Raw genomic sequence first — 17976 nt, 5'->3', positions numbered from 1 at the left:
CCAAAGCGGAAAACGACCTGTCGCTATCGCGCTAGTGGCCGGCCTGACCGGTCTCCTTTAGGAATTCGTCGATCAGCGGTTGCCCGACGCGGGTTGCAACATCCTTGTAGACCGGCTCCATCGACTTGCGCATCGCAGCGTCCTGCTCCGGCGTCAGGGAGACGATCTCGGTCTTGCCGCTCTTCTTGATTTCGGCCAGCGCGTCCTCGTTTTCCTTGGCGGACTGGCCGTTACCGAACGCGGTAGCTTCCTTCATCGCCTTGTCGAGGTTGGTTCGAACGTCGGCAGGCAGGCCGTCCCAGAATTTCTTGTTCACGACCACGACGTAGCCGATGTAGCCATGATTGGTGACCGTGGCGTACTTCTGCACTTCATGCATTTTCTGCGTATAGATGTTCGACCAGGTGTTTTCCTGGCCATCGACCACGCCGGTCTGCAGCGCCTGGTAGACCTCGCCGAACGCCATCACCTGCGGAATCGAGCCGAGCGCGCGGAACTGCGCTTCGAGAACCTTGGACGACTGGATGCGGAACTTGACGCCTTTGTAGTCGGCGGGCGCAACCAGCTTCTTGTTGGCGGTCATTTCCTTGAAGCCGTTGTCCCAATAAGCCAGACCCGTCATGCCTTTTGAATCGAGCAGCTTGAGCAGCCGGGCGCCGAGCGGGCCGTCGGTGACTTTGCGCAAGGTGATGAGATCGGGAAGGATGTAGGGGAGATCGAACACCTCGAATTCCTTCACCCCGATCGGGCCGAACTTCGAGTTCGACGGCGCCAGCATCTGGACCGCGCCCAGTTGCAGCGCCTCGAGCTCTTCCTTGTCCTTGTACAGCGTCGAGTTCGGATAGACTTCGATCTTGACCTTGCCGGCGGTGTATTTCTCGGCCAACTCCTTGAACTTGTCCGCCGCCTTGCCCTTGGGCGTGTCGGACGCCACCACGTGGCTGAATTTGATGACCACCGGCGCCTGCGCCGAAGCCGGTCCGATCAGAGCCAAAGCCGCGACCGATGCCGCGGCCAAAATCAGTTTGCGCATGTTTCCTCCGGATTTTATTGGAAGCGCGCAATGGCGCCGCTCCTGTGGACGTTGGTTGCCAGCGGGACCAATACAGAGAAGCAGGCGGAAATGCCATTGCTCGTTAGCAGGGGCTCTGCGCGAGCTTTGCTGCAATGCAAAATTCTCTGACCATCCTGCCGGGCTTCCAGGTTTTTCTGCCGGGCCGTAAGACGTAGATGGCCGGGACAACAAGCCCGGCCATGACCGTAGGCGAGAAATCGAGCAATCAGCTCGCCGCCGCTTCCGGCAGGTCCCGCTGCCGCTTCATGACGATCTTGTTGAGCGCGCCGAGATAGGCCTTGGCCGAGGCCACCAGCGTATCCGGATCGGCGGCCTTGGCCGTCATCGAGCGGCCTTCATGCGCCAGCCGTACCGACACTTCGGCCTGCGCGTCGGTACCCTCGGTCACGGCATGGACCTGATAGAGTTCCAGCTTGGCTTCGTGCGGCACCAAGGCCTTGATGCAGTTGAACACCGCATCGACCGGGCCGTTGCCTTCGGCTTCCTCGATTCTGACCTGACCGCCGATGTTGAGCTTCATGGTGGCGCGTTGCGGGCCATGGGTACCTGCGATGACCGTGAGGGACGCCAGCTTGATGTGGTCATGCGCGTTGGCGATCTCCTGGTCGACCAGCGCCTCGATGTCCTCGTCGTAAATGTCCTTCTTGCGGTCGGCCAGCGCCTTCATCCGGACGAAGGCATCTTCGAGCTGGTTGGCGCCGAGCCTATAGCCCATTTCTTCCAGCTTGTGCACGAACGCATGCCGCCCGGAATGCTTGCCCAGCACCAGCGAGGAGTGCTTCAGGCCGACGGTTTCCGGCCGCATGATTTCATAGGTCGAGGCATCCTTGAGAACGCCGTCCTGATGGATGCCGCTTTCATGGGCGAACGCGTTACGGCCGACGATCGCCTTGTTGTACTGCACCGGAAACGACGTCGCCGCCGAGACCAGCTTGGACGCCCGGGTCAGCATGGTGGTGTCGATCTTGTTCCACCACGGAAACTTGTCGTTGCGGACGTTGATCGCCATCACGACTTCCTCAAGCGCGGCATTGCCGGCCCGCTCGCCGATGCCGTTGACGGTGCATTCGATCTGCCGCGCGCCGCCGGAAATGCCGGCCAGCGAATTCGCCACCGCCATGCCAAGATCGTTGTGGCAATGCACCGAGAATACCGCCTTGTCGGAATTCGGCACCCGTTCGATCAGGGTGCGCATGAAGTGGGTGTATTCCTCGGGCACCGTGTAGCCGACGGTGTCCGGAATATTGACCGTGGTGGCGCCGGCCTTGATCACGGCTTCGACGATGCGGCAGAGAAAATCCATCTCGCTGCGGGTGCCATCCTCCGCCGACCACTCGACGTCGTCGATATGGTTGCGGGCGCGGGTGACGTTGGCGACCGACAGTTCTAGCACCTGCTCGGGCGTCATGTTCAGCTTCACCCGCATATGCAGTGGCGAGGTGGCGATCACGGTATGGACGCGCCCGCGCCTGCCGAACTTCACGGCTTCCGCGCAGCGGTCGATGTCTTTCGGATTCGCCCGCGACAGGCCGGCGATCACGGCATTTTTGGAGCGCCGGGCGATCTCGCTGACCGCCTGGAAATCCCCCTCCGAGGTGATCGGGAAACCGGCCTCGATGACATCGACGCCCATGTCGTCGAGCATCTCGGCGATGTCGAGCTTCTCTTCGAACGTCATGGTGGCGCCAGGGCACTGTTCGCCGTCGCGCAAGGTGGTGTCGAATATGATGACGCGGTCCTTGTCGGACTTGTTCACGGTGGTCATGGAAGATTCCTTATGGTCGGTAGCGCTGCTCTGAAGCGCTGAAGGGTTCTGGTGATCTCGCGCAACCCCTGAGTGCCCAGGCATAACTGCCCAGACGGCTCTCAGGGGCCGATAAGAAGCAGCAGCCCGCCGATAAGCAGGATTGGCATGGACGCAGCCGGAATCGCGCCGGGATTAACGGCATCGGCCGATCCTCCGGTCATTCCTGGTTTTTCGCTGCGAATCAGCATTGCCCAACCCTTGAGAGGCGTATCCTCAGCCAAAACCATTGACGGTTTGTTGCCAAAGGCGCTTCGGCACGGTTTTAGACGAAAACCGGGGGAAATCGCAATGCCAAAAGATAGTCAGACCGGCTGGCCTACCTACTTTCATAGGTCGGTAGTCCGCAGGATGGCAAAGCGACGCGTGCTCCCTACGCCTTACGGTCCAAGCTCGCCTCGCCTGGAATCCTTGTTCACCACCGCCTCGTTCGCTTGCCCGCTTTTTCCCTCATTCTCGAGCGCCGTACGCACCGTCTTGAACTCCTGCAGCGAGTCGGCGTCGACTTTCGGGAAACGCAAATCCAGCTTGTCCAGCGCGCTGACGATGGTCGAACCTATCACCACGCGTGCAAACCATTTATGGTCGGCCGGTACCACATGCCAAGGCGCCGCCGCCGTCGAGGTGGCACGGATCAGGTCCTGATATGCCGCCTGGTATTTGTCCCACAGCGCCCGTTCGGCGACGTCGTCCATCGAAAATTTCCAGTTCTTCGACGGCTCTTCCAGCCGGTCCAGAAAACGGCGGCGTTGTTCTTCCTTCGAGACGTTGAGGAAGAATTTCAGAACTATCGTGCCGTTACGCGCAAGATATTTCTCGAATGCCGAAATATCCTCGAACCGCTCGCGCCAGATGGTCTTCTTGACCAGCTCCGGCGGCAGCTTTTCCTTGGCGAGAATTTCCGGATGCACCCGCACAATCAGGACCTCCTCGTAATAGGAGCGGTTGAAAATGCCGATGCGGCCACGCTCGGGCAGGCAGATCATGCTACGCCACAGGAAATCGTGGTCGAGTTCCTTTGACGACGGCGCCTTGAACGAGAACACCTGACAGCCCTGCGGGTTGACGCCGTCGAACACGCTCTTGATGGCGCTGTCCTTGCCGGAGGCGTCCATGCCCTGGAAAATCAGCAGCAGCGACCAGCGGTTCTGTGCGTAAAGTCTGGCCTGGGAATCGCTCAGGCGCTTGCGGTTCGCCTCGATGATTTTTTTGCCCTTGTCCTTGTCGAGACCTCCCTTTTCGCTGGTTTTTTGCGACTTGAGGTGAAACTCGCCCGACCCATCGAAGCAGAACGGCGCGACGTATGGCTTCAATTCAGCCGCCAGGGGCTCTTGCTTCTTTTTGCTCATGACGGCAACACTCCGGGTTGCGGGTACGGTATATCGCGGGTGTCATGAACGCCAGACCTGACCGGCTTTGCGAGCAGAGCCAAGCAATCCGGAGGCGCCCGGACAACCGGATTGCTTCGTCGCTGCGCTCGTCGCAATGACGATGCGCAGCCATGCTGCTGAGGCGGCCACCAATCGCTTCATCACGCAATCAAACAGGGAGGCCGCTCGATCGGCCAGTTGTTGCCGGTGCTGGCGAGGCTTAGAATGCTTCCTGCGCCTCGATGAATGCCGTGACGAAGCGCGGCATGGCAGGCGTAACATCACCCGCGCCGCGCACCAGATGGATGGCGCTGAGCTCCGGCGACCGGTGCGTGGCGAGACTGGCTTCGATCTTCCTGCGCAGCGCCTCGCCGGTCATCTCCACGTCCAGGATGCGGATGATGGCAATTGCGGCACCGGAGACGACGCAATCCCAATGAGCGGCAGCGGTATAGTCCGCAGCCGTCAGGCCGGTTTCTTCTTCGACCTCGCGCGCGACGCTGCCGGCGATGTCGACCATCCCGCCTCGGAGATCATCGAGGTCGGGAGTGCCGGAGGGAAAATAAATTCGCCCCGCATTCGCGGTGTGAGCGGCCATCTCGCCGAGCACGAACGCGCCGTCCTCGCCGCGCAACGCCCCCATTCCAAAGCCGTTGAATACGCTGCCATCCGGAAAACCCCAGTCGCGCCATGCCAGGAAACTGGCGAAATCGGTCTCAAAATACGCGGCGCTAAAGCGGTCGCCGGCGAAGACCGGATTGCGGCCGAGCAGCACCCGGCCATTCCACAGTTGCGGTTTTTCGCGCTGCTTCCGCGCAAAATGCGCATCAATCTCGGCGCGCCGCGCTTCCGCAAACGACCACGTCCATGAATTGCATTTGAGATCGAGCTGCGTGACACGATGAATGGTGACCGGCACCGGCGCCGCCGCTCTATTTTACGCTCATCCCCGTCGTCTTGTGGGCTTGGTCGACGTACTTGTTGGTGTAGGTTTTTGTGACATCGATGTTGGCCTTGGCGACTTCCGGCGAGCTCGCGCTGAACACCGCGAGCACGGCCTCGGCACCCTTGGGATCCATTCTGCCGGTTTCCGAGTACATCGGAATCGTGTTTTTCAGGGCCGCGAGATACAGCGCCCTGTCCTTGCCGACGATCTCGGCGGGCATTTTCGCCATGATGTCCTCCGGTGAATGCGTGTGTATCCATTTCAAGGTGTTCACGATGGCATCGGTCAACGCCTGCACTTCCCTTTCGTGCGAGGCGACCCACGCCGTGGTCGAATAAAGCGCGCCGCCCGGGTAATCGCCGCCGAACACGGCCTGATTGTCTTTCTCCGTCCGGGTGTCGCTGAAAATGCGCAGGTCCGGATGGGCGCCTTGAAGCACGGTCACGGCGGGATCCAGCATGACGGCCGCATCGATCTGGCCCTGCTCCATCGCCGCCACCACGGTGGCGCCGAGGCCGACGCCGATCACGGCAACCGCCGTCGCATCGACACCGTTTTTCTTCAGCAGGTATTTGAGAAAGAAATCGGTCGAGGAGCCCGGCGCGCTGACCCCAACTTTCTTGCCGGCCAAGTCCCTGATCGACTTGATTTCATCATTGTGCCTGGGCGACACCACCAGAACCAATCCCGGATAACGGTCATACACAACGAAGGCTTGCAAATCCTGCTTCTTGGCCGCCAGATTGACGCAGTGGTCGAAATAGCCGGAAACCACGTCGGCACTGCCGCCGAGCACCGCCTTCAGCGCATCGGAGCCGCCCTTCAGATCGACCAGTTCGACGGCAAGTCCGGCCTTGTCATACTCGCCGAGCTGTTTCGCCAGCACGGTCGGCAGATAGCACAGGCAGGCACCGCCCCCGAGGGCAATGGTGATTTTGGTTTGCGCTGCGGCAAAACCGGACGTCAGAAATAACGTCAGCAGCATCGCAAAAAGCCTGCCGAACATCGTCCTCATGGTTTCCTCCACGGTCCCTGGTCTGGCGCACGATAGGCGAGCGGGCGCAGCTTGAGAAGCCGCCTTTAGAAGGCCTAGCCAGCACGCTTCTGGCGACATAGCATCGACGCCATAAAATCTCAGGGAGGACTAATCGATGAACCGTACTGTTTTTGCCGTGTCGGTCGCTGCAGCCTTCGCCGCCGGCTGCGGCATAACGCATCTGTTGCGCCCCGCGCTCGCTGCCGAGACCATCACCGCGCAGATCATCCATACCGGCGACCTGAACGGCGACCAGCTCGGCCCGGCCAATGCAGGCGGGATGCACTCCAAGACGTACGTCTCCGCGGATGGAGCCACAATCTCGATTCAGGACGGCAATGTGGGCAAGCACATGCATCCCAACACCAACGAGATCCAGTACATCCTCGATGGCACCGGGACGATCTGGCTCGGCGACAAGGAAGTGAAGGTCAAACCGGGCGATCTCGTCGTGATCCCCAAGGGCACTCCGCACGGCGGCACCAAGCCGGACGGACGCACGCTCAAGGCGATCGCGATCAAGACCCCGCCGCAGGCGCCGGATGACACCAAGATGCTGAACTGACGGCGTAGCCGTCATTCCAGGGCGCGGGCAAAGCCCGAGAGCCCGGAATCCATAATCGCGATGGGTGTTTATGTATCCGGGGCTGCGCCAAGGCGCATCCCGGAATGACGAATTCTACCCCCGCCCCTCCGCCGCTTCCGGCCGCCACACCAGCAGCCGCCGTTCGACCACCGTCACCAGCAGGTCGATAAGGATCACAAACGCGGAAAGCACGGCCATGCCGGCGAACACGCCGGCGACGTCGAAAACACCTTCGGCCTGCTGGACCAGATAGCCGAGCCCCGCCGCCGACCCGAGATATTCGCCGACCACGGCGCCGACGACGGCGAAACCGACCGAGGTATGCAGCGACGAAAACATCCAGGACAGCGCCGACGGCCAAAACACATGGCGCATCAATTGCCGTTCGCTCATGCCGAGCATGCGGCCGTTGGCGAGCACGGTGGGTGAGACTTCCTTGACGCCCTGGTAGACGTTGAAGAAGACGATGAAGAACACCAGCGTAACGCCAAGTGCCACCTTCGACCAAATGCCGAGGCCGAGCCACAGCGTGAAAATAGGGGCAAGAACGACGCGCGGAAGCGCGTTGGCCATTTTCACATAGGGGTCGAAGATCGCGGCTATTCGAGGCTGACGCGCGAACCAGAACCCGACAAGCACGCCGCTGAGCGAGCCGATCACGAAAGCGAGAATCGACTCCCACAGCGTGATCAACAGATGTTTCCAGATCACGCCGGTAGCAAACCAGACCACGATCTGACTGCCGACATCGACCGGATTGGAAAAGAAGAACGGCGGCAGCAGCAGCCGGCCGAAGATCGGCACGGTGGTGAGTAATTGCCACAGCCCGAGGAATACGACCGCGACGAGCAATTGGCAGACCAGGAGCGTCAGGCGCGACATGGCGCATCCATGGCGTTCCCGCAATGATCTCTCCACGAATCGTCTCCGCGAAGGCGGGGACGATTATGCTGTGTCCTTCCGTTTCGGCACTGGGAGGTATGCTTTCTGCAACAAGCACCGCGGGTGGTTATGGGTCCCCGCCTTCGCGGGGACGCTTCGTTGAGAGCTAAGGCCATCATCCAGCCTCCGCGGCCTGCGACGATTGCGCGTAGCCCTTCATGACTTCGTCCTTGAGCACACTCCAGATCTCGCGATGCAGCGTGTGGAATTCACTCGAGAGCCGGACCTCGAATATATCGCGCGGCCGTGGCAGCGGCACGCGCCAGTTGCCGATGATACGCGCATTCGGCCCCGCCGACATGATCACCACCCGGTCCGCAAGCGCGATCGCTTCTTCAAGGTCATGGGTGACGAACAGCACCGCCTTGCGGTCCGCGCCCCATAACCGCAGCAGCAGATTGCCCATGATCTGCCTGGTCTGGGCATCGAGCGGCCCGAACGGTTCGTCCATCAGCAGGATTTTGGGATCACGGATCAGCACCTGCGCGAGCCCGACGCGCTTGCGTTGGCCGCCCGACAGCATATGCGGATAACGGCCGGCGAAGGCGCCGAGTCCCACCGAGGTCAGCCAGTCCTGCGCTCGGCCAAGCGCCTCGGCGCGCGGCACGCCCTTGATCTCCAGTCCGATCGCGATGTTGTCGATCGACGTCTTCCACGGGAACAGCGCGTCGGCCTGGAACAGGTAGCCGGCCTTTCGGTTGAGGCCGGCCAGCGGCTGATCGAAAACGCGAACCGCGCCCGATACCGGCTGGAGCAAGCCCGCCACCAGATTCAGCAGCGTCGATTTTCCGCATCCGGTCGGGCCGACGATGGCAACGAACTCGCCGTGGTCGACCGTCAGTTGCGCCCGTTCCACCGCGGTATAGGCCCGCCCATTCCGCAGCCGGAACGCCACCGTCGCGCGGTCAAGCACGACCGCCGTCGATGCTGCGGCCTCATTTGCCTGCACGCGTTTTCCCCGATTTGATGCAAGTTGGACGATTGGCTTACCGCCGTCGCCGCGACAATTCAACGGACCGCGGCAATAGGCAAGCGCCGCGTCGGCTTGGTGGCTCGAAGGCCGTGTGATATTCCACCCCATGACCATGGCCCCACTCATCGCCTTCGCGCATGTCGGCAAGAGTTTTGACCGCGGCCGGGTAAAAGCCGTCGACGACGTCTCGCTCGACGTCGCGGAAGGCGAATTGCTCGCCATTGTCGGCGGCTCCGGCTCCGGCAAGACCACGCTGCTGCGGCTCGCCAACCGGTTGATCGAGGCCGACAGCGGCTCTGTCCGGATCGAGGGCGCGGATGTGCGCGCGGTGGACCCGATCGGACTGCGTCGCCGCATCGGCTATGTGTTCCAGAGCGGCGGGCTGTTCCCGCATATGAGCGTCGCCGACAATATCGGCATTACGCCGAGACTGCAGGGCACACCGGCGGCGGAAATCTCGGCGCGGATCGATGAACTGCTCGATCTGGTGCGGCTCGACTGCAATCATCATCGCAACCGCTTTCCCCACGAATTGTCCGGCGGCCAGCGCCAGCGCGTCGGCGTCGCGCGGGCGCTGGCAGCCAAGCCGCGCATCGTGCTGATGGACGAGCCGTTCGGCGCACTCGATCCCCTCACCCGCGACGCGCTCGGCGATGATTTTCGCGCGCTGCACCGCAAGCTCAGGCTGACCACCATCATGATCACCCATGACATGACCGAGGCGGTGCTGCTGGCCGACCGCGTCGCGGTGATGCGCGGCGGACGGCTGCTGGCCCAGGGCACGCCGGCGGAACTTGGCGGGAGCGCGGACCCGTACGTCTTGGAATTGCTGGGCACGCCACGACGGCAGGCCGAACGGCTGCAAAGGCTGTTGCCGAAGGACGGCGCGGCATGAACCCCTGGTCGGACCCGCGCTGGAACGAGGCGCTCGGCCATCTGCCGGATTATCTCGGCAATCATGTGCGCGTCAGCGTGACGGCGCTGGGGTTGGGATTGCTGGTCAGCCTGCCGCTGGCGCTGTTCGCGCGTAACAAACCGGTGCTGCGCGGCGCACTGCTCGGCTTCGCCAGCATCGTGCAAACCGTTCCCGGGCTCGCGCTGCTGGCGCTGTTCTATCCGCTGCTGCTGGCGCTGGCCGCAATCTCGCTGACCTGGCTGGGCGTCGCCTTCTCCGCCTTCGGATTCCTCCCCACGGTGCTGGCGCTGGCGCTCTATTCGATGCTGCCGGTGCTGCGCAACACAATTGCAGGCCTGCAGGGCGTGGACCCGGCGGTCCTTGAAGCTGCCCAGGGCGTCGGCATGACGCCTTGGCAGTCGCTGTTCATGGTGGAACTGCCGCTGGCGCTGCCGGTGATGATGGCGGGCATCCGCACTGCCGCGGTCTGGGTGATCGGCACCGCGACGCTGTCCACTCCAATTGGGCAGACCAGCCTCGGTAATTATATCTTCGCGGGGTTGCAGACCCAGAACTGGGTGTTCGTGCTGTTCGGCTGCTTTGCCGCCGCGGCGCTGGCGCTGATCGTCGATCAATTGCTGGCGCTGGCCGAAACCGGCGTTCGCACCCGCAACCGGATACGGGCCGCTATCGGCTGCGCCGGCTTGCTGGCGCTGCTGGCGGCGACGCTGGTGCCGTCGATGACGCGCCTGCAATCGACGACCATTGTTGGCGCTAAAACCTTTACGGAGCAGTATGTGTTGGCGGCGCTGATGGCGCAGCGGCTACAGGCGGCGGGACTCTCGGCCTCGTCGCGCGAGGGCCTCGGTTCCAATGTCATCTTCGATGCGCTGGCCTCGAACGATATCGACGTCTATGTCGATTACTCCGGCACGCTGTGGGCCAACCAGTTTCACCGCACCGACGTCAAACCGCGCGAGCAACTGCTCGCCGACTTGAAAGCGACGCTGGCGCGGCAGAATATCGCGCTGCTCGGCGAACTCGGCTTTGCCAACGCCTATGCCCTGGTGATGCCGCGCCAGCGCGCCGAGGCGCTCGGCATCCGTTCCATTGCCGATCTGACTTCGCATGCGGCGACGATGTCGATGGCGGCCGACTACGAATTTTTCTCGCGGCCGGAATGGGCCGGGCTTCGGAAGGCATACGGCCTGCCCTTCCGCGCGCAACGGCAGATGCAACCGGATTTCATGTATGCCGCCGTCGCCTCGGGAGAGGTAGACGTGATCGCGGGTTACACCAGCGACGGGCTGATCGCAAAATACGATCTGCTGGTGCTGGACGATCCCAGACATGCCATCCCTCCTTACGATGCGATCGTCCTGATTTCGCCGAAACGCGCAGAAGACCAGGCACTGCGCGCGGCGCTCACGCCGCTGCTGGGGGCGATCGATATCGCCACCATGCGCGAGGCCAATCTGCGCGCCGCCGGCAACGACGCCGCCAGTTCGCCCGACGCCGTCGCGCACTGGCTGTGGGAGAGGATTGGCAAACGATAGCGCGACCGCCACACTGTGGACCGGTGCAACTTGATGTGACAGGTGTTTATGATGTCCCTCAGCCTCGGCCGCACCCTCTCCCGCATTTGCTTTAAGGCTGCTGTCGACAATCCGACGCGACTGTATTGGCCGGAAAAAGGGCGACACGTCGTTGCCGGGCTTGACTTCACACATCTCGTCATGCGCGGGCTTGACCCGCGTATCCATCCAGCATCGGAAGATGTCGTTTCGAGGGGGTTGGATTGCCGGGTCAAGCCCGGCAACGGCCGAGATGTGTGCATCCAAGAGGGCCTGACCCGGCAATCCATCCCCTTTGAAGGACTCTTGCGAAGATGGATGGGTAGCCCGTGCAAGGCGGCGTTTGGTTTTACCCTACAAATTCTTGATCATCCCGGCGTCGATCAAGAGCCGGTTGAAGCGCCGCGCCTCGGCGCCGTCCTTGCAGGCGTAGAACAGCCCCTTGCAGCGGAGCATGATCTTCTTCTGCTCCTCGAACGAGGGATCGAGCGGGATGCCGGCGGCCTCCTGGACCACCAGCGGCAGATACGCGGCATCGACGGTATCCATCACCGCCGGGCTCCTGACCGGCTCGAAATTGATCGCATCGATCGCGTAATAGGTGCCGTAATAACGCGGGTCATAGTCCATCAGCTTCTTGCCGACGCCTGCTTCATCGAGGTCGGGATCCAGCAAATGCGGCGAGAATTCCGGTTGGTGGTCGCCATAGCGCACGATCAGGAACGGCTCGGCGGGAAATCGTTTTTTCAGGTTGGCGACGAAGGCGCTGTAATCGTCGAAACTCATGGCCTGCCGCCGCAGATATTCGTCGACCACCGGCGCGTTACCGAGACCGCGCCAGCCCGGCGTCAGGTCGGGGCGAAACCTGGTTTCCCACGGAAAATGATTGGCGGCGAGATAGATGAAGGTGAACAGCGGCGTCGCCGGAGGTTCCTGCGACATCAGCCTGAGCGCCTTGTCGTAGAAGAAGCTGTCGGGCTCGACATCCTTGGCGCCGAGATCGCGCGCGTCGAGAAACCGCTGGATGCCGGTGGTGGTCTGGAAGCTGCGCGCGCTCATGAACGCGCCATAGGCCGGATACAGCGAGGTCGTGCTGTAGCCGCAGCGGCGCAGCGCCAGCGGCAATCCGCGCTCGACACGCCCGGTCGCGATCCGCGTCACGAAATAGGAAAACCGGCCAAACGAACGCGAGGAAAGCCCGGCAAGTACGTTGTATTCGGTGAACCAGCTCGGGCCGCCGTTGCTCTCGGCAAGGAACGTGCGCGCCTTGCCGTCGAACGAATTGAAGTGGCCGCCATACCCTTGCGGCACCTTGACCCCGGCTGCCCGGCGAATGTCGAAGCTGGATTCGTCGTGGATCATGATGATGTGCGGCCGCCGTCCCGCGGGATGGCAGGAATCCAGCAGCGGCGTTTTCAGGCGCTCGGCGACCGCGGCGTCGGATTCCATGAATCCGTAATTGATGAAATCCGACACCGCGGTGACGCCGGAACGCGCAAATTTCGAGAGATAACCGTCGTCGTAATAGCCGCGCCAGGCTTCGTCCGGCCAGGTTAAGGAATACCCGACCAGCGCCGCGAGACACGCCAGCGCGCAAGCCGCGGCGGGCAGGCGACGGATCCGGAACGGATCAAGCCACCACAGCGCATACATCAAGGGCAAGGTGACGAAAGCAGCGCCGATCACCGACCAGCGCAGATTCGGGAAGATCGTAAACAGGAACGCGGCGGTGTCGCGGTCGATCACCATCACGTCGACGAAGTTCGCGGTCATCTGCACGATATCGTGCTTCAGCCGCGACAGCAGCACGAGAACGACGATCAAGGTCAGCGACAGCGCGCCCGAGAGCGCCGGCCGCCGCAGCAATGCGATCCAGAGGAAATTCAGGATTCCCCATGCCAGCAGAAATCCGACCCGCGCGCCGAAATCGGTTTCGGTCTGCATCATCACGGCCAGCGCGCCGAGCTGAGGCGCCGCCACGGCGAGCAGCCGCCAGATTCCGACGGAAGCGACGCCGCTCGCGATGGCGGCAGATGAATTAGGCAACGGCGCCATGGCCTGATCGCAAAAAACCCGGGCACTGCGGCCTTTGCTGGCGCCGGCCAGAAAGGCGGACATCGCAACCGGAAACTGCGAGGTGTCATGAAAACGTAATGGAACCGTCATGACCGCGCAATGTATTTTGCATCGTCATTGCCGGGCGCGACCTGCGGATCGATGCGCGGGTCGAACCCGCGCATGACGCCCCTAAGGGGGAATTTAATGCGCCGCCCAACCCTTAGGGCAACAGCCCGGCCGACTGGCGATGACCCGGGCTACGTAATGCACTCCTATTCGGCATGCCCGTCAATGACCGGGCCGAACAACTGCCATTTCTCGCCGGTGAATGTCATCATCTGAACCTGTTCGATCGGATAGAAATCCGTCGGCGAGGTCTTGATGCGGATCCCGGGAATGTAGGTGTCGATCTCGAAATCCATGTTCGAGACCACCTTCATGACGTTCTCGCGCGTCAGATTGTCGCCGCAGCGCTTCAGCACCTCCACCAATGCGGTCGACGTGTTGTAGCCCGTCAGCGGCCCGCTCTCGGATTTATCGGCTTCCGGATAATACTTCGCCATGAAGGCGCGGTATTTCTGCATCCCCGGATAGCCGTCCCATTGTGGATCGGTGACGTCCATCTGATAGCCCGCGCTCAGGATGCCCTTGGAATTGTTGAGGCCGGCCGGCCCGAGCACGGCTCCGACGGAGGCCGATACGTTGGTCATGATGTGAATCGGATGCCAGTCGAGCTCGGCGATCTTCTTGATCGCCTGGGCGGCGAATTTCGGCGTGCCGATGTTGACGAAGATCTCCGGGTTCGCGGTCTTGATCGCCACCACCTGGGAATCCACGGTCGGCACGCTGGTCTCGTAGGGAATGCTGGCGACGACCATCCTGTCATATTTGTCACGCAGCACATCCTTGAGGCCGAGGACATAGTCCTTGCCGAAATCGTCGTTCTGGTAGAGCACCCCGATCCTGGCGTTCGGATGGTGCTGCAGGATGTAGGTCGCATAGATGCGCGCTTCGGCCCGGTAGTTCGGCTGCCAGCCGATAGTCCAGGGAAAATGTTCGGGATCGCCCCAGCGCGAGGCGCCGGTGGCGACGAACAGCTGCGGCACTTTCATGGTGTTCATGTATTTCTGGATCGCCGCGTTGGACGCGGTACCCAGCGAGGCGAAGATCAAAAACACCTCGTCGCTTTCGACCAGCTTGCGCGCCTGCTCCACGGTTTTCGGCGGCGAGTAGGCGTCGTCGTAGGAAATGAAGTTGATCTTGCGGCCGTTGATGCCGCCGCTGTCGTTGATCATGCGGAAGTAAGCGCTCATCGTCTTGCCGATGATGCCGTAGGCCGAGGCCGGTCCGCTGTACGGCATGATGTTGCCGATCTTGATCTCGGTGTCGGTGATACCCTTGTCGTATTTCTTCTGCGCAAGCGCGGAAGCCGAGGCTGCGGCGAGGATGGCTGCGGAAATTCCAAGCGTCTTTACGAAATCCTTGAGCGCGCGCTTCATAGAGTCTCCTCCTGCAGGGCTGGGCCAGGCGTGACGGCTTTGGGGGGCGGGTCCTCAAATGTTCTTTGTATTGGCCGCACGATAGCAGCCGGCCAGAATTCCCGAAAGGCGCCGGCCAATATGCCGAGACGTGATCAGCAGGGACGATTTGTCGCGTGAGGGCGCGAGGTGCAGTGCAACAATCCTCTGGCGCAAAATACGCGCAGTCGTTCCAGCAAAACGCATCGTCCATTAAGCGTCGAAGGATGCGCGGGTCGAGCCCGCGCATGACGCTGTGTAAGGCGCGAGCGTTTGGGGCGGTCCCGGTTCTGCGAAGCGCATGAGAATGCCGCATCGCGCCCGGGCAACGGCAGTTCGTCATGGCCGGGCTTGTCACATCTCGTCATACGCGGGCTGACCCGCGTATCCATCACCTTTGGAAGACTCTTTGAAAGGATGGATTTCCGGGTCAAGCCAGCAATGACGATGAGATGTGTGCATCAGTAGGGCTTGTCCCGGCCATCCACGTCTCTCTCGCCTGGATGCGGAAAAGACGTGGATGCGGGGACGAACCGGGCATGACGAATGCCCGGCCAGAGCACAGCCTCAGTTCTTCGTCTTGTCGACCAGCGCGCCCTTCTTGATCCAGGGCATCATGTCGCGCAGCTTGACGCCGACTTCCTCGATCGGGTGCGCGGCGAGTTTTGCGCGGGTGGCCTTGAACGAGGTCTGGTTGACCTTGTTCTCGAGCATCCAGTCGCGGGCGAATTTTCCGGACTGGATGTCGTGCAATACGCGCTTCATCTCGGCCTTGGTCTCGTCGGTGACGATGCGGGGACCGGTGATGTATTCGCCGTATTCGGCGGTGTTGGAAATTGAATAATTCATGTTGGCGATGCCGCCCTCATAGATCAGGTCGACGATCAGCTTCACTTCGTGCAGGCATTCGAAATACGCCATCTCAGGCGCATAGCCTGCTTCCACCAGCGTCTCGAAGCCGCCCTTGATCAGTTCGACCAGGCCGCCGCACAGCACCACCTGCTCGCCGAACAGGTCGGTTTCGCACTCTTCCTTGAACGAGGTTTCGATGATGCCGGCGCGGCCTCCGCCGATCGCCGAGGCATAGCTGAGGCCGAGATCATGGGCATTGCCCGAAGGGTCCTTGTGGATCGCGATCAGGCAGGGCACGCCGCCGCCGCGCTGGTATTCCGAGCGCACGGTGTGGCCCGGACCCTTTGGCGCGATCATCAGCACGTCGAGGTCGGGCCGCGGGTCGAGCAGGTTGAAGTGCACGTTGAGGCCGTGCGCGAACACCAAGGCCGCGCCCTTTTTCATGTTGTCGTGCAGGTGGTCGCGGTAGATATCGCCCTGCAGTTCGTCGGGTGTCAGCATCATCACGAGGTCGGCCCATTTCGCAGCCTCGGCGACTTCCATGACCTTGAAGCCGGCGGTTTCGGCTTTTTGCGCCGACGCCGAGCCCTTGCGCAGCGCAATCGCGACGTCCTTGACGCCGGAATCCTTCAGGTTGAGCGCGTGTGCATGGCCCTGGCTGCCATAGCCGACGATGCAGACCTTCTTGCCCTTGATCAGGTTGATGTCGGCGTCGCGATCGTAATAAACCCGCATTGGTCGTTCCTCTGCTACGGCGGCCGTTTGCCGGCCCCTCAAGTCGAATTGCGCCCGGTTTCTAGGGCGCTGGGTGCCACGAGACAAGCCCGCGGCGGCGATTTCCGGCTCGCACCTGCCTCATGGCTCGCGCAGAACCGGATACAGGGAGGCCAGCAGCAGCATAGCCATGACGATGTTGAAGCCCCGTACCGCCTTCGGCGAGGTCAGAACTGGCCGCAGCGCACTGCCGAACAGCGCCCAGGCCGAGCAAGCCACCGCTCCCAGCAGCAGACTGAGCCCGACCTGCAGAACGATATTCCAGGGAAAGCTGGCGATGCCCGCATAGGCGGTGATGGTGCCGATCACCATCACCCAGCCCTTGACGTTGATCCACTGGAACATCGCCGCACCCCAAAAGGACATCGGGCCGCGACGGTTGGCTGACGCGGATTCGACCGGTCCGGATATCGCGATCGCGGCGGCGAGATAGACCAGATAGGCGATGCCGGCGTATTTGAGGATGGTGTGCAGCACCGGGCAGGCGATGAAGACGGCGCCGAGGCCAAGGCCCACCGCCCCGATCATGAAGGCGAAGCCGATCGTGATGCCGGCGACGTGCGGCAAGGTCCGGCGGAAACCGTAGGTCAGGCCGGACGACAGCAGCATGATGTTGTTGGGGCCGGGCGTGAAAAACATCACGGTGGCGAACATCACGAAGGCGATGAAAAGCTGGGACACGTTTCCGCTCACGCGATGTTCGGCACGGCCTGCGGCCGCTTCGACAGCAGCATGATCGCAATCCCCGCGACCACGACGATCATGCCGGCCAGCCGCAGCGGCCCGAAGCGCTCGCCGAACACGATGCTGGACGCGGCGGCGCCCACGAACGGCACCAGCAGCGCGAACGGCACCACCTGCGCCGCCGTATAATCGCGCAGCAGCCGGCCCCACAGCCAGTACGCGATGCTGGTCGAGACGGCGCCGATGGTCAGGATGCTGACGACGCCGATCAGCGACATGTTGAGCAGTGCGTGAGCGGCCGCGGATGGGCCATCCGTGATCAGTGTCAGCGCCAATAGCGGCACCGCCGCCGCGAGGCAAAGCCAGGCGAACAGGTCGAACATCGGCACGTCACGCGCCCGGCGCAGCAAGAGATTGCCGATCGCGAACACGACCGGCGAAATCATCAGCACGGCAAAGGCGCCCACGCTGAAATCATAGCCGACGGTGCCGCAGATCATCAGCAAGCCGATCGCGGCAATGCTGATTCCGATCACCTGCATCCGGGTCGGCACCTCGCCAAAGGCGATGACAGCCAACGCGACCGTAAACAGCGCCTGGCTCTGCACGATCACGCTGGCGAGGCCGACCGGCACGCCATGCGCGATGCCGAAGGCCTGCGCCAGGAACTGGCCGAGGAACAGCGTGGAGCTGATGGCGATCAGCAGCGGCCACGATACGTCCGGCTTGCGGAGAAACAGGCACGGCGCCGCGGCGATGGCAAAACGCATCATCGTCATCAGCGTCGGCGGCAGTTCGTCGAGCGCCAGCCGGCTCGCCACGAAGCCGAGGCCCCAGATCACCGCGACGAGGGTGGCAAGGAAGATGTCGGCGAGTTTCATGAATATGCC

Annotated in this window: 16 protein-coding genes; 3 read left to right on the top strand and 13 right to left on the bottom strand. The window is 62.2% G+C overall.

Features of this window, described 5'->3' with window-relative positions; all coding sequences use genetic code 11:
• Nucleotides 1-31 precede the first annotated feature (31 nt).
• The 6 genes from ACFE72_RS14375 to ACFE72_RS14350 all read right to left on the bottom strand — a co-directional run bounded on the left by ACFE72_RS14375 (nucleotide 32) and on the right by ACFE72_RS14350 (nucleotide 6210).
• On the bottom strand, nucleotides 32-1033 hold the full coding sequence (locus ACFE72_RS14375) for a TRAP transporter substrate-binding protein (protein WP_375413775.1): 1002 nt from the start codon (nucleotides 1031-1033) through the stop codon (nucleotides 32-34).
• Between the two features lie 247 nt (nucleotides 1034-1280).
• A complete protein-coding gene (locus tag ACFE72_RS14370) occupies nucleotides 1281-2840 on the bottom strand; it encodes a 2-isopropylmalate synthase (RefSeq protein ID WP_375413774.1) in 1560 nt (519 codons plus the stop codon).
• A gap of 101 nt (nucleotides 2841-2941) precedes the next feature.
• Nucleotides 2942-3070, bottom strand: a complete 129-nt coding sequence (locus ACFE72_RS14365; RefSeq protein ID WP_375413773.1) for a hypothetical protein — start codon at nucleotides 3068-3070, stop codon at nucleotides 2942-2944.
• A 189-nt stretch (nucleotides 3071-3259) separates the two neighbouring features.
• Entirely contained in the window at nucleotides 3260-4228 is a 969-nt protein-coding gene (locus ACFE72_RS14360) for a polyphosphate kinase 2 family protein (protein WP_375413772.1), read from the bottom strand.
• A 241-nt stretch (nucleotides 4229-4469) separates the two neighbouring features.
• Complete coding sequence (locus tag ACFE72_RS14355; protein WP_375413771.1) at nucleotides 4470-5168, bottom strand: NUDIX hydrolase; 699 nt, start codon at nucleotides 5166-5168, stop codon at nucleotides 4470-4472.
• Nucleotides 5169-5181: 13 nt separating this feature from the next.
• Nucleotides 5182-6210 carry an ABC transporter substrate-binding protein gene (locus tag ACFE72_RS14350; RefSeq protein WP_375413770.1) on the bottom strand — a complete coding sequence of 343 codons (1029 nt, stop codon included), beginning with the start codon at nucleotides 6208-6210 and terminating at the stop codon, nucleotides 5182-5184.
• A gap of 136 nt (nucleotides 6211-6346) precedes the next feature.
• Between ACFE72_RS14350 and ACFE72_RS14345 the strand changes: the two genes are divergently transcribed.
• Nucleotides 6347-6796, top strand: a complete 450-nt coding sequence (locus ACFE72_RS14345) for a cupin domain-containing protein (protein WP_375413769.1) — start codon at nucleotides 6347-6349, stop codon at nucleotides 6794-6796.
• A 114-nt stretch (nucleotides 6797-6910) separates the two neighbouring features.
• Here ACFE72_RS14345 and ACFE72_RS14340 read toward each other — a convergent pair whose 3' ends face one another.
• Together ACFE72_RS14340 and ACFE72_RS14335 are read right to left on the bottom strand one after the other, a co-directional pair.
• Nucleotides 6911-7699: an ABC transporter permease gene (locus tag ACFE72_RS14340; RefSeq protein WP_375413768.1), complete on the bottom strand. Its 789-nt coding sequence runs from the start codon at nucleotides 7697-7699 to the stop codon at nucleotides 6911-6913.
• 175 nt (nucleotides 7700-7874) lie between these two features.
• Nucleotides 7875-8708: an ABC transporter ATP-binding protein gene (locus tag ACFE72_RS14335; RefSeq protein ID WP_375413767.1), complete on the bottom strand. Its 834-nt coding sequence runs from the start codon at nucleotides 8706-8708 to the stop codon at nucleotides 7875-7877.
• Between the two features lie 130 nt (nucleotides 8709-8838).
• On the opposite strand from ACFE72_RS14335, the gene ACFE72_RS14330 reads away from it, so the two are divergent.
• Together ACFE72_RS14330 and ACFE72_RS14325 are read left to right on the top strand one after the other, a co-directional pair.
• Nucleotides 8839-9627 carry an ATP-binding cassette domain-containing protein gene (locus ACFE72_RS14330; protein ID WP_375413766.1) on the top strand — a complete coding sequence of 263 codons (789 nt, stop codon included), beginning with the start codon at nucleotides 8839-8841 and terminating at the stop codon, nucleotides 9625-9627.
• Nucleotides 9624-11183: a glycine betaine ABC transporter substrate-binding protein gene (locus ACFE72_RS14325; protein ID WP_375413765.1), complete on the top strand. Its 1560-nt coding sequence runs from the start codon at nucleotides 9624-9626 to the stop codon at nucleotides 11181-11183. The genes ACFE72_RS14330 and ACFE72_RS14325 overlap by 4 nt, the downstream gene beginning before the upstream one ends.
• Nucleotides 11184-11555: 372 nt before the next feature.
• On the opposite strand, the gene ACFE72_RS14320 is transcribed toward ACFE72_RS14325, so the two are convergent.
• The 5 genes from ACFE72_RS14320 to ACFE72_RS14300 all read right to left on the bottom strand — a co-directional run bounded on the left by ACFE72_RS14320 (nucleotide 11556) and on the right by ACFE72_RS14300 (nucleotide 17967).
• Complete coding sequence (locus tag ACFE72_RS14320; RefSeq protein ID WP_375413790.1) at nucleotides 11556-13256, bottom strand: sulfatase-like hydrolase/transferase; 1701 nt, start codon at nucleotides 13254-13256, stop codon at nucleotides 11556-11558.
• A gap of 275 nt (nucleotides 13257-13531) precedes the next feature.
• Nucleotides 13532-14758, bottom strand: a complete 1227-nt coding sequence (locus tag ACFE72_RS14315; protein ID WP_375413764.1) for an ABC transporter substrate-binding protein — start codon at nucleotides 14756-14758, stop codon at nucleotides 13532-13534.
• A gap of 585 nt (nucleotides 14759-15343) precedes the next feature.
• Nucleotides 15344-16363 (bottom strand): ketol-acid reductoisomerase, encoded by a 1020-nt coding sequence (ilvC, locus tag ACFE72_RS14310; RefSeq protein ID WP_375413763.1) that lies wholly within the window; start codon nucleotides 16361-16363, stop codon nucleotides 15344-15346.
• Between the two features lie 120 nt (nucleotides 16364-16483).
• Entirely contained in the window at nucleotides 16484-17056 is a 573-nt protein-coding gene (locus ACFE72_RS14305) for a LysE family translocator (RefSeq protein WP_375413789.1), read from the bottom strand.
• 35 nt (nucleotides 17057-17091) lie between these two features.
• On the bottom strand, nucleotides 17092-17967 hold the full coding sequence (locus tag ACFE72_RS14300; RefSeq protein WP_375413762.1) for an EamA family transporter: 876 nt from the start codon (nucleotides 17965-17967) through the stop codon (nucleotides 17092-17094).
• Between the last annotated feature and the right edge of the window lie 9 nt (nucleotides 17968-17976).

This window comes from uncultured Bradyrhizobium sp., from assembly GCF_964252615.1.
Lineage (GTDB): Bacteria > Pseudomonadota > Alphaproteobacteria > Rhizobiales > Xanthobacteraceae > Bradyrhizobium.
Note: the sequence above shows the minus strand (reverse complement) of the source record. Positions and strands in the feature narration are given on the sequence as shown.